This window comes from Sulfitobacter sp. JL08 (genome assembly GCF_003352045.1).
In the GTDB taxonomy this organism is placed as follows: domain Bacteria; phylum Pseudomonadota; class Alphaproteobacteria; order Rhodobacterales; family Rhodobacteraceae; genus JL08.
The window spans coordinates 1,801,213-1,814,891 of sequence record NZ_CP025815.1; the positions used below are offsets into that span (position 1 = coordinate 1,801,213).

General features: G+C 58.0%; 15 protein-coding genes and 1 pseudogene. 8 read left to right on the forward strand and 8 right to left on the reverse strand.

Annotated elements, in window-relative coordinates; translation table 11 throughout:
• Window positions 1-75 precede the first annotated feature (75 nt).
• Complete coding sequence (locus tag C1J05_RS08955; RefSeq protein ID WP_114869949.1) at window positions 76-696, forward strand: VPLPA-CTERM sorting domain-containing protein; 621 nt, start codon at window positions 76-78, stop codon at window positions 694-696.
• Between the two features lie 82 nt (window positions 697-778).
• Here C1J05_RS08955 and C1J05_RS08960 read toward each other — a convergent pair.
• Window positions 779-1,799 (reverse strand): annotated as a pseudogene (locus C1J05_RS08960) (IS630 family transposase).
• Between the two features lie 99 nt (window positions 1,800-1,898).
• Between C1J05_RS08960 and C1J05_RS08965 the strand changes: the two are divergent.
• Window positions 1,899-2,918, forward strand: a complete 1,020-nt coding sequence (locus tag C1J05_RS08965) for an IS110 family transposase (RefSeq protein WP_114869950.1) — start codon at window positions 1,899-1,901, stop codon at window positions 2,916-2,918.
• 522 nt (window positions 2,919-3,440) lie between these two features.
• Here the strand turns inward: C1J05_RS08965 and C1J05_RS08970 are convergent.
• Window positions 3,441-4,940, reverse strand: coding sequence for a CoA-acylating methylmalonate-semialdehyde dehydrogenase (locus C1J05_RS08970; RefSeq protein ID WP_114869951.1), 1,500 nt, complete (start codon window positions 4,938-4,940; stop codon window positions 3,441-3,443).
• A 103-nt stretch (window positions 4,941-5,043) separates the two neighbouring features.
• Between C1J05_RS08970 and C1J05_RS08975 the strand changes: the two genes are divergently transcribed.
• From C1J05_RS08975 to coaD, 3 genes are all read left to right on the forward strand, one after another.
• A complete protein-coding gene (locus tag C1J05_RS08975; protein WP_114869952.1) occupies window positions 5,044-5,940 on the forward strand; it encodes a LysR family transcriptional regulator in 897 nt (298 codons plus the stop codon).
• A 59-nt stretch (window positions 5,941-5,999) separates the two neighbouring features.
• A complete protein-coding gene (locus C1J05_RS08980) occupies window positions 6,000-6,434 on the forward strand; it encodes a CBS domain-containing protein (RefSeq protein ID WP_114869953.1) in 435 nt (144 codons plus the stop codon).
• 85 nt (window positions 6,435-6,519) lie between these two features.
• On the forward strand, window positions 6,520-7,011 hold the full coding sequence (coaD, locus tag C1J05_RS08985; protein ID WP_114869954.1) for a pantetheine-phosphate adenylyltransferase: 492 nt from the start codon (window positions 6,520-6,522) through the stop codon (window positions 7,009-7,011).
• On the opposite strand, the gene C1J05_RS21705 is transcribed toward coaD, so the two are convergent.
• Window positions 7,008-7,151, reverse strand: coding sequence for a hypothetical protein (locus tag C1J05_RS21705; RefSeq protein ID WP_205389214.1), 144 nt, complete (start codon window positions 7,149-7,151; stop codon window positions 7,008-7,010). The two genes, coaD and C1J05_RS21705, sit on opposite strands and share 4 nt — an antisense overlap.
• 74 nt (window positions 7,152-7,225) lie before the next feature.
• Window positions 7,226-8,230: a type I glyceraldehyde-3-phosphate dehydrogenase gene (gap, locus tag C1J05_RS08990; protein WP_114869955.1), complete on the reverse strand. Its 1,005-nt coding sequence runs from the start codon at window positions 8,228-8,230 to the stop codon at window positions 7,226-7,228.
• A 207-nt stretch (window positions 8,231-8,437) separates the two neighbouring features.
• On the opposite strand from gap, the gene C1J05_RS08995 reads away from it, so the two are divergent.
• Window positions 8,438-9,409, forward strand: a complete 972-nt coding sequence (locus tag C1J05_RS08995) for a DUF808 domain-containing protein (protein WP_114869956.1) — start codon at window positions 8,438-8,440, stop codon at window positions 9,407-9,409.
• Between the two features lie 18 nt (window positions 9,410-9,427).
• Here C1J05_RS08995 and tkt read toward each other — a convergent pair whose 3' ends face one another.
• Entirely contained in the window at window positions 9,428-11,449 is a 2,022-nt protein-coding gene (gene tkt / locus C1J05_RS09000; RefSeq protein ID WP_114869957.1) for a transketolase, read from the reverse strand.
• Window positions 11,450-11,721: 272 nt separating this feature from the next.
• Between tkt and C1J05_RS09010 the strand changes: the two genes are divergently transcribed.
• Together C1J05_RS09010 and C1J05_RS09015 are read left to right on the forward strand one after the other, a co-directional pair.
• Complete coding sequence (locus C1J05_RS09010; RefSeq protein ID WP_114869959.1) at window positions 11,722-12,231, forward strand: hypothetical protein; 510 nt, start codon at window positions 11,722-11,724, stop codon at window positions 12,229-12,231.
• Entirely contained in the window at window positions 12,231-12,623 is a 393-nt protein-coding gene (locus C1J05_RS09015; RefSeq protein WP_114869960.1) for a cell division protein ZapA, read from the forward strand. The genes C1J05_RS09010 and C1J05_RS09015 overlap by 1 nt, the downstream gene beginning before the upstream one ends.
• Here C1J05_RS09015 and C1J05_RS09020 read toward each other — a convergent pair.
• From C1J05_RS09020 to C1J05_RS09030, 3 genes are read right to left on the reverse strand one after another with little or no spacing between them, the layout of a single operon-like run.
• Entirely contained in the window at window positions 12,620-13,054 is a 435-nt protein-coding gene (locus C1J05_RS09020) for a hypothetical protein (protein ID WP_114869961.1), read from the reverse strand. The two genes, C1J05_RS09015 and C1J05_RS09020, sit on opposite strands and share 4 nt — an antisense overlap.
• Window positions 13,055-13,060: 6 nt before the next feature.
• A complete protein-coding gene (gene grxD / locus C1J05_RS09025; protein WP_114869962.1) occupies window positions 13,061-13,423 on the reverse strand; it encodes a Grx4 family monothiol glutaredoxin in 363 nt (120 codons plus the stop codon).
• On the reverse strand, window positions 13,416-13,676 hold the full coding sequence (locus C1J05_RS09030; protein ID WP_114869963.1) for a hypothetical protein: 261 nt from the start codon (window positions 13,674-13,676) through the stop codon (window positions 13,416-13,418). The genes grxD and C1J05_RS09030 overlap by 8 nt, the downstream gene beginning before the upstream one ends.
• Window positions 13,677-13,679: the final 3 nt, after the last annotated feature.

The following is a 13,679-nucleotide window of genomic DNA, read 5'->3' on the forward strand; positions in this document are numbered from 1 at the left end:
ATGGAATATGTCTAAAATAAGGCACAACTCGGAGCTTGTTCCGTTTTTTTTGTGATTAATTGGGTGGTATCTATCATGATGAACTTCTTAAAAATTGCGGCAGCGGCCGTAACTGTTGCTATTGGCGCTAGCTTTGCTTCTTCGGCAAGCGCTTCAACTACTTTTATAACATTTGGTTCCGGTGGTGGTAGTGGCACTTGGACCGAGGGTTTATTTCAGTTTGATCAAGCGAACCGAAACAACTCGGCCGGCAATTGCCCCTTTTCAGACCCAGCCTGTATCCATGTTAACAACGGGGCGAGCGAGGCGTCCACAATGTCGCTTATAGGTGGTGGAACTTTCGACCTTGTCAGCTTTGATTTTGAGCTTTCGGGAACTTCGACTCCAAATACTTTGCTAGTTAAAACTGGTGGTACTGCTGGAACAACACTAGTGACGCTGGCCGTTGATTCGGCGCTGTCCGGAATTGGGTCGATAAATCCCGCAGATAATCCAATACAAAAAAATACATCGTATAGATGGACGGGGCTTATCGAAAATGTGACGTCTATTACGTTTATGTCTGAAAATGGCGGAACTAAAAGGATCGACACAATCGGCGTAAACGTTGTACCCGTTCCTGCCAGTCTTCCCCTCTTGTTGACTACATTGGTCGGTGGAGCTGCATTCATTAGGCGACGCAAAACCGTGCGCTGAAAATTCTCGAAATTTTCTTTTTAAAAAGCGTATGAGAGCGGCTTAAAGGCCGCTCTTTTTTCACTAAATCAGGTTAAATCAGTCAGTCTAAAGCTTCGCGCCTTTGACCTGATCCATATCCTGCCTCGCAAAAGTAGTTCCAGCATTCTTGTGGGGTGAACAGGTCGCAGACTTCGGCCAGTGCATCGAACATCTGATCGAACGTCCTGGCCCCGATCCGTCGAAGATGTGCTTTCAGTTTGGAGAAGGCCATCTCGATTGGGTTCAGGTCATGTGAGTATGGTGGCAGGTAAAGGAACCAGCATCCGATATCTTTCAGCGCCTGCGCCGCCTCCTTGTTGCGATGAGTCGCGAGGTTGTCGCAGATGACCACCGTTCCCGGCTGCAGTTCTGGCGCAAGGACGCCGCGGATGTATGCGGCGAAGGCTTCTCCGTCCATTGCGCCTTTGATCACCCAGGGCGCGATCAGGCTGTCATGGGACAGACCCGCGATGAACGTTTGCGTGCCCCAAGCGCCGAAGGGTGCGCTCATTTCCAAGCGCTTGCCACGCAAGCTGCGCCTTCGCAGACGGGTCAGGTTGGATTTGACCGAAGTTTCGTCCACTGCCCGACAGTGCATTGCGCAGCAATGTCACGAGAGGGAATGAATACAAGCCGATCAGGATGCGCCTGCATTTTGGGGATGCGGTATCGTAACCAGTCTTGCCGTAGATGTTTTACCCGTGCGCGCAGCCGTTCGGTCGCGACCAGTGACTTTCTTTGTACGTATACCCAAGCTTGCGCAGAAACCGTCCGATCGATGCGGCATGGGCGACAACGCCGGTGGCGGACGCCAGGGCGCCTGCAAGTTCAGGCAAAGTGATGTCACCGTCCTGCGCAACCAGTTCTTCAAGCAGCCCTTGATGCGCTGCAAGCTTGCCATGACCTGGCGGGCGGCCCTGAACATCCGGCGCGATCGCCCCCGTCTCGCGCCACTTGCGCTGCCAGCGGACACCCGTTGCCGCAGACAATTTCAATCGGGCCGCCGCCGCGCGACCGCTTAACCCTTCTTCAATATACTCACGAAACCGCGTGCGCAGCTCTGACGATAGTGCTGATGACATGAAACATCCTCCCAATCAGGGTGATGATGTGGACGCCGCTGCCACCGCAGTGCCTAGAATGGTACTGCAAGTGAGTGCAGCAAAAAAGGAGCGTACCAAATGCACATCAAAACAATCGGCCTTGATCTGGCGAAAAGCTTCTTTCAGGCTCACGGCATCGACAAAGCGGGCGATGCGGTTCTGGTCAAGAAGCTTCACCGCAAGCAGATGATCCCCTTCTTCTCGAAATTACCGCCCTGTCTGATCGGTGTGGAGGCGTGTGCCACAGCACATCATTGGGCGCGCACGTTGAGTGCGATGGGACATGACGTTCGGATCATGCCACCTTCATACGTCAAAGGGTACGTGAAGCGTGGAAAAAGCGATGCGATTGATGCCGAGGCAATCTGTGAGTCAGTGGGGCGGCCCACGATGCGGTTTGTCCCTATGAAGACGGTCGAACAGCAAAGCATTCTGATGGGACATAGAACCCGGGCGCTGATCGTGCGCCAGAGAACCATGGCTGCGAATGCGCTGCGGGCACACTTGGCGGAGTTTGGGCTGGTCGCAAATCCCGGCATCGCAAATCTTGTGAAGGTGGCTGATAAAGCTTTTGCAGATGCAACACTGCCACCTTACGCCCACAGAGCCCTTGAAATCCTGATCCGGCGCATGGCTGAGTTGACCGACGAGATCTGTGTACTCGCCCAAGAACTGAAGGCCTGGCACGCCAGCAACGAAGCAAGCCGAAGACTTGCAGCTATCCCTGGTATCGGCGTGATCACAGCAACCGCCATCGCCGCCACCGTGACTGACCCCGATCAGTTCAGCTCGGGAAGGCAATTTGCGGCTTGGCTCGGGCTGACCCCAAAACAGCACTCAACAGGCGGCAAAACCCGTTTGGGCGGCATCTCGAAACAAGGCGATCGATATCTGCGAAGATTGCTTGTTGTAGGGGCGACCGCAGTGATGCGGCACGCGAAGCGCAATCCGACACCCATGACAGACTGGGTCAATAATTTGCTGGAGAAAAAGCCCTTCCGGCTTGTATCTGTGGCTCTTGCAAACAAACTGGCGCGCATCGCATGGGCGGTACTCACCCGAGGAGAAACCTATAGACCTTTTGGGCTTGCCGCCTAATTGCGCAGCCCGATCCGAATTGGCAAAGGCAGTCAATGATGCGTAACGATCGAGCCAACGGCGAGACAAACCCGTCTGATTCACCGCGCCTCACAAGCGCGCCAGGTTGATTAGGGACCTCTCCAGCGGATTTCCATCAGGGCCAGCAGATCGTTTCAAGCTGCACAAACAGGCCGGACATATGAAAGCAACCGATCACCGCAACAGGACAAAATCAACCCTTGTCAAAGGCGGCGTCCACATATGAATCACAAATCAAACCCAATGGGAATCCCACGATTCAGGTTTCAAGCTCGCCGCTTTAATATGCGCTCGTGCAAAACAGACCCCAGCTTCAAAGCATTCATCTCGATCGCCGCTACAATCATTCACATCAGGTGAACGTCAACAGCCCGTAGTACATGAATGGGCGGTCCTTAGAGGGTCGCCCTTTTTCATGTCTGACGCGAAAAGGGGATAAGCGCGTACGTGCGCTATCAGCTCTTATAGAAAGGGCGGCTCTTAAAGCCGCCCCTAATTGCTTTATTCCATCACTGGAATGCTGAATTCGCCACCTTCCTTGATCCCGGACGGCCAGCGCGCCGTCACAGTCTTGGTGCGGGTGTAGAATTTGAACGCATCGGGGCCGTGCTGGTTCAGATCGCCGAACACCGATTTTTTCCAGCCGCCAAACGTGTGATAGGCCAGCGGCACCGGGATCGGCACGTTGATGCCAACCATGCCCACATTTATCCGGTTGGCAAAATCGCGCGCCGCATCGCCATCGCGGGTAAAGATCGCGGTGCCGTTGCCGTATTCGTGATCCATCGCCAGGCCAATCGCCTCTTCATAGGATTGCGCGCGCACGCAGGTCAGCACCGGACCAAAGATTTCGTGCTTGTAGATGTCCATGTCCTTGGTCGCCCGGTCAAACAGGTGAGGCCCGACAAAGAACCCGTCTTCATAGCCCTGCAGGCTGAAATTGCGCCCATCCACAACCAGTTCGGCACCCTGATCGATGCCGGTCTGCACCAGACGTTCGATATTAGCCTTGGCGGCAGCGGTCACGACGGGGCCATAATCCACATCCTTGCCTGATGTATATGGCCCGACCTTAAGCGCCTCAACACGGGGCACCAGCTTTTCGATCAAACGGTCGGCGGTTTCGTCACCCACCGGCACAGCTACCGAAATCGCCATACAGCGTTCGCCCGCCGCACCGTATCCGGCACCGATCAGCGCGTCTGCCGCCTGATCCATATCGGCATCCGGCATGATGATCATGTGGTTCTTGGCGCCGCCGAAACACTGCACACGTTTGTCGTTGGCACAGCCTGTGCCATAGATGTATTCGGCAATCGGGGTCGATCCGACAAATCCGACAGACTGGATCACATCGTGATGCAGGATCGCATCAACCGCTTCCTTGTCGCCGTTCACGACCTGAAGAATGCCTTTGGGCAATCCGGCCTCTTCCATCAGTTCCGCCAGCATCAGCGGTACCGAAGGGTCACGTTCGGACGGCTTGAGGATAAAGGCGTTGCCGCAGGCAATCGCCGGCGCAAACATCCACATCGGGATCATCGCCGGAAAGTTGAACGGCGTAATGCCCGCCGTCACACCCAACGCCTGACGCATGGAATACATGTCGATGCCGGGGCCGGCGCTGTCAGTGTAATCGCCTTTCAGCAATTCCGGCGCTCCGATGCAGTATTCCACGACCTCAAGGCCGCGCTGCACGTCACCGGCAGCGTCGGGCAGGGTCTTGCCGTGCTCCCGGCTCAGCGCTTCGGCCAGTTTGTCCATGTCGCGGTTCAGCAGGCCGACAAAGGCCATCAGGACGCGGGCGCGGCGCTGCGGGTTGGTTGCCGCCCATGCCGGTTGGGCCGCCAGCGCGTGCTGAACGGCACTGTCCAGTTCCGCAGCCGAGGCCAGCGGGCATTTCGCCTGCACCTCACCGGTCGCGGGGTTGTAAATGTCTGAAAAACGGCCGGACGTGCCTTTGATGTGCGCACCGTTGATGTAATGGGTCAACTCTTGCATTGGATCCTCCTGATCAAGTCGGGCGCAGTATAGCCTTGCAAAAATCCCCCGAACAGAGGCAAGATTTCAAAGTTGGTCTTGCAAAAATGCAAATGGGGGCGGAATGCAGCAGCACTGGGATGATGTGCGGGTTTTTCTGGCCGTGGCGCGCGCCGCCAGCCTGTCGGGTGCGGGCAAACATTTGCGCATTGATCCGGCCACCGTGGGGCGGCGCATTGCACGGCTGGAACTGGAAATTGCGACAGCCCTGTTTGTGAAATCGCCGCAGGGATATGTGCTGACCAATGCCGGCCAGCGCCTGATGGAGCGTGCAGAAACCGTCGAAGCCGCAATGCAGGCCGCATCGGATGTTCTGAACACCACCAGCGAAGAACTAAGCGGACAAATCCGTCTGGGCGCCCCGGACGGCTGTGCAAACTATCTGCTGCCGCAGGTCTGCGCCGCAATCTGTGCCGACCATCCCGATCTGGACATCCAGATCGTTGCCCTGCCGCGCGTGTTCAACCTGTCCAAGCGCGAGGCAGACATGGCCATCGGTGTCAGCGCCCCCACCGCCAACCGGTTGCATGTGCAAAAACTGACCGATTACAAACTGCACCTGATGGCGGCGCGGCCATATCTGCGGGCGCATCCTCCGATCCAGACCGTGCGCGACCTGCAGGATCACCGCGTGATCGGGTATATCCCCGATATGATTTTCGATACCGAACTGGATTACCTGAACGATCTGGGGATCAAACGGGTGGCACTGGCGTCAAATTCGGTTTCGGTACAGTTCAACATGGTGCGGCAGGGCGGTGGCATCGGCGTGGTGCATGATTTTGCAATGCCCAGCGCCCGTGGCTTGCGCAAGGTTCTGGCCGACCAGATCAGCCTGACGCGCAGTTTTTACCTGATCCGCCACAAAACTGACCTTCAAAGCGCCCGCATGAAGCGTTTTGCCAGCCTTTTGGCGCAAGGCGTTGCCGAAGAAGTGTCGCGGCTGGAGGGTCTGACTTGACTTGAACAACTATTGCGGCAACGCTGTTGATATTGAAAGATTGTTGCGGGAGATGTCCTATGCTGGTCCATCAGATTTTGAAATCCAAGGCAGATGATTCTGTCATGACCGTGCCGCCGGGCACTTTGGTGTCGGATGTTGTAAAAACACTGGCAGAAAAGGGCATTGGAACGGTTCTGGTCTCCAAAGACGGAAAATCGCCGGATGGTATTCTGTCGGAACGCGATATCGTACGTCAGATGGCGTCAAAGGGCGGCGCCGTGTTGCAGGCCAAGGTCGAAGACTACATGACCGCAAAGCTGGTGACATGCGCGCGCAACGACAGCGCGGAATCGGTTTTGACGCAGATGACGCAGGGCCGTTTCCGGCACATGCCGGTTCTGGAAAACGGCGAACTGGTCGGTCTCATTTCACTGGGCGATGTGGTCAAGGCGCGCCTGGCCGAACTGGCGATGGAAAAAGATGCGCTTGAAGGGATGATTATGGGGCATTAGCCCCTTGCATTTCAGGCGCGTGTCCTGTTGCTCTTTGTCCTGGAAAACACAACCTTTTCAATGACCCGACCCAAGGAGAGCCTTGATGCGCATTGGCCTGTATCCCGGCACATTCGACCCGATCACTCTGGGACATATCGATATCATCCGCCGCGCCTCGGCGCTGGTGGACAGGTTGGTAATCGGCGTTGCGATCAACCGCGACAAAGGCCCGTTGTTTCCACTGGAAGAACGGGTCGCCATGATCGAGGCGGAGTGTGCCAAGCTTTCCAAACAGACCGGCACCGAAATCGTTGCGCATCCGTTTGAAAACCTGCTGATCGATTGTGCCCGCGATGTGGGGGCGCAGATCATCATCCGGGGTTTGCGCGCTGTTGCCGATTTCGAATATGAATACCAGATGGTCGGTATGAACCGCGTACTGGATGATAGTGTCGAAACCGTGTTTCTGATGGCCGAGGCGCGGCATCAGGCGATTGCGTCAAAGCTGGTAAAGGAAATCGCCCGTCTTGGCGGGGATGTCAGCAAATTTGTGCCGCCCGCCGTCAATACGGCCCTGAAGGTCAGGTTGCGCTAGCGCCAGAAGGCGATCCATTCCACCAGTTCGGCGAATTTCTTGCCCAGAAAGATCAGATGCTCTGATCCATACAGAAAAACGTCCAGTAAAATCGCGCCGACGATAATCAGGCCAAGCACAATTGCAATTCGGTTGGTCATGGGCGCGTTATTCCTGCCATTACGTCAAAGCAGGGTATGGCAGTCTGGTTAAAACTCTGCAAGCGCGCGCTGGATCACCCGTTCAGACGGCCCATCGCAACGGCAACATCCGCCATTCGCACGGAAAAGCCCCATTCGTTATCATACCACGCCAGCACACGCACCATGCGCCCGCCGGTCACTTTGGTCTGGTCGGGGGCGAAAATGCAGCTGTAATCGGTGTGGTTGAAATCGATCGACACCTTTGGTTCCGCATCATAGGCCAGTACCGCGCCCATCGGGCCTGCGGCGGCTTCGGCCATCACGGCGTTTACATCGGCCACGGTGACGTCTTTCTTCGCCTCGAACGTCAGATCAACGGCGCTGACATTCGGGGTAGGCACACGCATTGCCGTACCATCCAGTTTCCCTTTCAGGTTCGGCAGCACCTCGCCCAGCGCTTTGGCGGCGCCGGTCGACGTCGGGATGATCGCCATCGCAGCGGCACGCGCGCGGTAAAGATCGCTGTGGCGCCGGTCCAGCGTTGGCTGATCGCCGGTATAGGAATGGATGGTCGTCATGATGCCACGTTCGATGCCAATCGTCTCGTCCAGCACCTTGGCCAGCGGCGCCAGACAGTTGGTGGTGCACGATCCGTTCGAAATCATCTTGTCACCAGGGCGCAGCATGTCGTGGTTCACACCGAACACGATGGTTTTTTCAACGTTTTTGGCCGGGGCCGAAATCAGAACCGATTTCGCGCCGCGCGCCAGATGCGCACCTGCCTTGGTGCCGTCATTCATCGCGCCGGTACATTCCAAAACGACATCACAGCCGGACCAGTCCAGCGCGTTGGCGTCATAGGTCGAAAACATCTGCATCGGGCCGCGCCCCAGATCCATCGTGCCTTCGCCAATTGTCACCTCGCCCGGAAACCGCCCATGCACCGAGTCATAGCGGAGCAGATGCGCCGCCGTGTCCAGCGGGCCGGTTGCGTTGACTTTTGTCACGGTGATGTCATTGCGCCCGCTTTGCGCGATATGGGACAAGGTGCAGCGGCCGATCCGGCCAAATCCGTTGATACCTACCGTGATTGTCATCTGTGTCTCCTGAACTCATACAGCGCGATTGGGTGCGATATAGCCGTGACAACCCCGTTTCGAAAGGCAAAAAGGCACTATTTTTCCGCGTGTTAGCGCAAACTGGGGGTTTTGGGCGATTGGTGGCGCTAACTGTTGCGCAGGAATCGCGGTTGCCATGGGGCAAGACTTTGCTAGCGTGTTGGGAAACGAAACAAAGGGTATGTGATGAGCGGATTGTTGGCGCTGCTGGATGATGTAGCTGCAATTGCCAAAGTGGCGGCTGCTTCGGTGGATGACGTGATCGGGCAGGCGACCAAGGCGGGCGCCAAGGCAGCAGGGGCCGTGATCGACGATGCCGCGGTCACGCCGAAATATGTGCAGGGCTTCAAGGCTGAACGCGAACTGCCGATCATCTGGCGCATCACCAAGGGATCGCTCAAGAACAAGCTGGTGTTTCTGCTGCCTGCGGGGCTGGCGCTGTCGGCCTTTGCGCCGTGGGCTATTACACCGCTTCTGATGGTTGGCGGTGCTTACTTATGCTTTGAAGGGGCTGAAAAGGTAGCCCATTCCCTAGGCATCGGCGGGCACGGGCATATGGATCATCCCAAGGCAGATGTCGAACCCGTGGACCCCGCCCATCTGGAGGAAGAAAAGGCCAAGGGTGCGATCAAGACCGATTTCATCCTCTCGGCCGAGATCATGACCATCGCGCTGGCCGCCATCCCGGTCAGCAATTTCTGGATGGAGGCCGCGACACTTGCGGCCGTTGCCATCATGATCACCGTGGCCGTGTACGGATCGGTCGCGCTGATCGTCAAAGCCGACGATGTCGGGCTGGCGATGGCCAATGGCGGACGTCTGGGGCTGACCCGCAAACTTGGGCAGGGGATCGTCAAGGCGATGCCCGGTTTCTTACGCATCCTGACAGTGGTCGGCACAGCCGCGATGCTGTGGGTGGGCGGATCAATCATCATCCACGGAATGGAAGTTCTGGGCTTCGGCTGGCTTGGCCACCACATCCACGACTGGGCCTATGTCGTTGGCCATGCCGTGCCCGAACGTTTTACCGCCGCTGTTGAATGGATGGCCAAGGCAACGATGGACGGTATTTTCGGGGTTGCGCTGGGGCTGGTTCTGATCCCGATCGGGGAAAACATCGTCACGCCCGCCTGGCGGGCCGTGTTCGCGCGCGGCTAGGCACCGCGCGCGATCGCATCATTTCTTCAGCAGTGATTTTACCTTGGCCGCGGTCGCTTCAGCGGTGATGCCGAATTGTTCATAAAGAACATCCGCAGGGGCCGATGCGCCGAAACCGTGCATCCCGATAAAACCGGATTTTTCCCGCTTGCCGCGCTCGCCGAACAACCACCGGTCCCAGCCGAACCGGATACCGGCCTCGATCGCGACGCGCACAGGGCCGCCGGGCAGAACGCGCTTGCGATAGCGCTCGTCCTGATCTTCGAACAGTTCCCAACACGGCATGGACACAACGCGCGTCCCGATGCCTTCGGCCTGCAACAGATCGCGGGCGGCCAGTGCGATTTCGACCTCTGATCCAGTGGCCATCAGGATTGCCTCGCGCTTTCCTTCGGCATCGGCCAGAACATAGCCGCCCTGTGCGGTCATGTTCTTGGTCTTGTGCTCGGTGCGCACGGTGCGCAGGCCCTGACGAGTCAGCGACAGAACCGATGGCGTTTCCTTGCTGGTCAGGGCAATTTCCCATGCTTCGGCGGTTTCAATCGTATCGGCGGGGCGGAACACATAGGTGTTCGGTGTGGCACGTGAAATTGCCAGATGTTCCACCGGCTGGTGGGTCGGGCCGTCTTCGCCCAGCCCGATGCTGTCATGCGTCATCACGAACACGGTCGGGATGCGCATCAGCGCGGCCAGACGTATGGCGGGGCGCGCGTAATCGGTGAAACACATGAACGTGCCACCATAGGGGCGCATACCGCCATGCAGCACCATGCCGTTCATTGCGGCGGCCATGCCGTGTTCGCGGATGCCGTAATGAATGTAGCGCCCTTTGCGGTTTTCCGGCAGGAACACGCCCAGATCGGCGGTTTTCGTGTTGTTCGATCCGGTCAGATCGGCGCTGCCGCCGACGGTTTCGTGCATGATCGGATTGATCACTTCCAACACTTTTTCCGATGAAGCGCGCGTTGCCAGTTTCGGCGCACTTTCGGTCATCTGTTTTTTGAACGCCTTGATTGTCGCGCTTAGCTTTTTCGGGGCATCCAAAGCATAGGCGCGGTTGAACTCGCGCTGCTTGTTGCCGGGCAGGGTGGCAAAGCGTGCCTCCCATTCCGCGCGTGTTGTTGCGCCGCGCGCGCCAATCGCTTCCCATGCCGATTTGACATCGGCGGGAATTTCAAACGGGCCCGTCTTCCAGCCATAGGCCGCCTTGGCCGCAGCCAGCTGGTCTTCATCGGTCAGGGCGCCGTGGCCTTTGGATGTGTCCTGCGCCGCGTGACCCAGAGCGATATGCGTCTTGCATGCCACCATCGTGGGTTTGTTGCCCTTTTTTGCCTGCGTCAGGGCCGCGTCAATCGCCACCGGATCGTGCCCGTCAATTTCCAGAACATTCCAGCCGGATGCCTTGAACCGCGCGACCTGATCGGTGCGGTCGGCAATATCGACGGTTCCGTCGATGGTGATGTTGTTATTGTCCCACAGCACGATCAGCTTGCTCAGCTCGTGCCGTCCGGCCAGCCCGATCGCTTCCTGGCTGACGCCTTCCATCAGACATCCGTCACCGGCGATGACATAGGTGAAATGATCGACCGCCTTGCGCCCGTAATGCGCGCGCTGCATTTCTTCGGCCATGGCAAAGCCGACCGCGTTTGATATGCCCTGTCCCAGCGGGCCGGTCGTGGTTTCGATCCCTGCCGCATGGCCATATTCTGGATGGCCCGCCGTGCGCGATCCCCACTGGCGGAAATTCTTGATTTCTTCCAGTGACATATCCTTGTAGCCCGTGAGATAGAGCAGCGAATAAAGCAACATGGAACCGTGACCGGCCGACAGGATGAACCGGTCGCGGTCCGGCCAGTTGGGGGCAGAAGCATCGAATTTCAGGTGCTTTTCAAACAACACCGTCGCCACGTCGGCCATTCCCATCGGCATACCGGAATGGCCCGAATTTGCGGCCTTGACCGCGTCAAGTGTCAGTGTCCGGATCGCCGTCGCTTTGGACCAGTGATCCGGATGGGCGGCAGAAAGGGCGGCAATGTCCACAGGTGCATTCACGGGTCAGATGTCCTTTTGATTGGGCAGATCGGTTGGCAGAAAAGGCCGCAAGGCCAAAGGTCTTGCCCGCTGAATAACAGCCGGTCCGCAAAGATCAAGCACCCGTGGTATCGGCACATGAAGGCCGTGCTTCAAGTGATTGAAAGCAAAGGGGCGCAATTTGGTTGGGCTTTGGGTAAACTTGGGTCATATCCTAGCATGGGGCGATTCGCACGGACCGGCCCCGGCGGCACAGCGCATGGCAGAACAAAGGATTGGGCATGAGCGAGATTGAAGAGTTGCACCGAAGGATCACCGCCGCGATGGACCGGATCGGGCAGGGGCTGGACGGATTGTCTGGCGCAACAGCAGGTGCAGACACGGATGCCGGTAGCGATGGCTCTGCCGCGCTTCAGCAGGCGCTGGACGAAGAAAAACTGGCAAACGCCCAGTTGAAAGAACGTGTTGCCGCCCTGCGCAAGCAACTGGACAACACCGAAACCAACGCCGCGCGGCATTTTCAGGAACAGGGCACACGCAGTGCCGCCCTGGATGCCGAACTGACACGGCTGCGCAAAGCCAACGAACAATTGCGCAATTCCAATGCCGCCCTGCGCGAAGCCAACGAGGCGGGCGTGGGCGAACCGCATCTGATCAATAAGGCAATGCTGGCCGAATTGCAGGCGCTGCGCGCCGCGCGCGCGGCTGATGCCGCCGAAGCGCAGGCCATCATGGGCACGCTGGCCCCGCTGATCGAAGCCGCAGCCCAGGACCAAGAGGAGAGCGTCTGATGCCCGAGGTGCAAATCAGAATCGGCGGACGGACTTTCGAAGTGGCCTGCCAGGAAGGCGAAGAGCAATATCTGCACACCGCCGCCAAGATGCTGGATGACGAGGCGCAGGTGCTGGCCGATCAGGCCGGACGGATGCCCGAAGCCCGAATGCTGTTGATGGCAGGGCTGATGCTGGCCGACAAGACGGCAAGCGTCGAAGACCGGATTTCCGTGATCGAGGCGCGTCTGGCCGAACGGGATCAGGAACTGGAAAAACTGCGCAACGCCCCCGCACCGGAACCCGAACGGATCGAAGTGCCGATTGTGCCGACGGCTGTCACCGAAACATTGGCTGAAATCGCCGCCCGCGCAGAATCCCTTGCCGCCGCGATCGAAGAAAAGGCGGGCTAGCGGCGCAGCAGCCTGTTTAACAGGTTTTTTCGCGGGGCCATGACAACGCGGTTGTGCGCCAGATCTTCGCATACCCCGTTCAGACCGCTGGTCAACCCGACCAGTATGCGCTGCGCGGCAGGATTGTCGGGCGCGCCCCCCGCTTCAAGGATCAGGCGGCGGGTACAGGTGCGCAACATGCTGGTTGCCCCAGTGGGGCCCGTATGCGCCTCAAGCCTGTCGGCAAAAAGGCCGGCCTGTTCCGCTACCGCGTCAGAATTGTCGATGAAAAGGGAAAACGCCACCGGCGCTGTAATCCGCAACCGGTCAGGCGGGCCAGGATCGCGGTCGCACAGGCATCCCAGATGGTCTTGCAACCGCTTTTGCAGCAGGTCCAAAGACACAGTGCGCGCACCGGGGCGATACCAGATGCGCGCAAATTCAGTTGACACAGGGGTTTAGCCGTTGGCTTCGCGGATCTTGTCGGCGGCGTCCTTGTCGTAGGCCACGCCGTTCTGTTCGAACAACGTATCCAGTTCGCCCGACAGCGTCATTTCGGTGATGATATCGCAGCCGCCGACAAATTCACCTTTGACATAAAGTTGCGGCACCGTCGGCCAGTCGGAAAAATCCTTGATGCCCTGCCGCAGGTTTTCATCGGCCAGCACGTTAACGTCGGCGAAATTCACGCCCATATAGTTCAGAACACCTGCAACGCGCGATGAAAACCCGCATTGCGGCATTTCCTTGGTGCCTTTCATGTACAGAACCACATCGTTGGCGCTGATGGTTTCCTGAATTTGGCTGGCGGTATCAGTCATCTTGGGTCTCCGTCCTTTTGCCTTGCGGCACAAATCGTTTTGCATAGTCTTGCGGGTCTTTGGGCACAGTGTAGCGCGCGATCTGGCTGCCGCCACCGCCGCCCGAATTATAATCGAGTTCAATCACATGATCGCCCTTGCCGGGCAGGCTGCCGCGTTCGGTGCCTTTGGTGCGGTGAAGGGCGAACGCCCCGCACAACACGGACACGATGCCGACCAGCACGATCAAAGGTATGATGAACCCCCAATCCATGGG

Bases quoted from the DNA above. Each gene is read 5' to 3' on its own strand.
- C1J05_RS21705 (WP_205389214.1), bottom strand. From the start codon at position 7,151: ATGACCAACCGAATTGCAATTGTGCTTGGCCTGATTATCGTCGGCGCG.
- C1J05_RS08995 (WP_114869956.1), top strand. From the start codon at position 8,438: ATGAGCGGATTGTTGGCGCTGCTGGATGATGTAGCTGCAATTGCCAAA.
- grxD (WP_114869962.1), bottom strand. From the start codon at position 13,423: ATGACTGATACCGCCAGCCAAATTCAGGAAACCATCAGCGCCAACGAT.
- C1J05_RS08955 (WP_114869949.1), top strand. From the start codon at position 76: ATGATGAACTTCTTAAAAATTGCGGCAGCGGCCGTAACTGTTGCTATT.
- C1J05_RS08980 (WP_114869953.1), top strand. From the start codon at position 6,000: ATGCTGGTCCATCAGATTTTGAAATCCAAGGCAGATGATTCTGTCATG.
- C1J05_RS08970 (WP_114869951.1), bottom strand. From the start codon at position 4,940: ATGCAAGAGTTGACCCATTACATCAACGGTGCGCACATCAAAGGCACG.
- C1J05_RS09030 (WP_114869963.1), bottom strand. From the start codon at position 13,676: ATGGATTGGGGGTTCATCATACCTTTGATCGTGCTGGTCGGCATCGTG.
- C1J05_RS08975 (WP_114869952.1), top strand. From the start codon at position 5,044: ATGCAGCAGCACTGGGATGATGTGCGGGTTTTTCTGGCCGTGGCGCGC.
- gap (WP_114869955.1), bottom strand. From the start codon at position 8,230: ATGACAATCACGGTAGGTATCAACGGATTTGGCCGGATCGGCCGCTGC.
- C1J05_RS09010 (WP_114869959.1), top strand. From the start codon at position 11,722: ATGAGCGAGATTGAAGAGTTGCACCGAAGGATCACCGCCGCGATGGAC.
- C1J05_RS08965 (WP_114869950.1), top strand. From the start codon at position 1,899: ATGCACATCAAAACAATCGGCCTTGATCTGGCGAAAAGCTTCTTTCAG.
- coaD (WP_114869954.1), top strand. From the start codon at position 6,520: ATGCGCATTGGCCTGTATCCCGGCACATTCGACCCGATCACTCTGGGA.
- C1J05_RS09015 (WP_114869960.1), top strand. From the start codon at position 12,231: ATGCCCGAGGTGCAAATCAGAATCGGCGGACGGACTTTCGAAGTGGCC.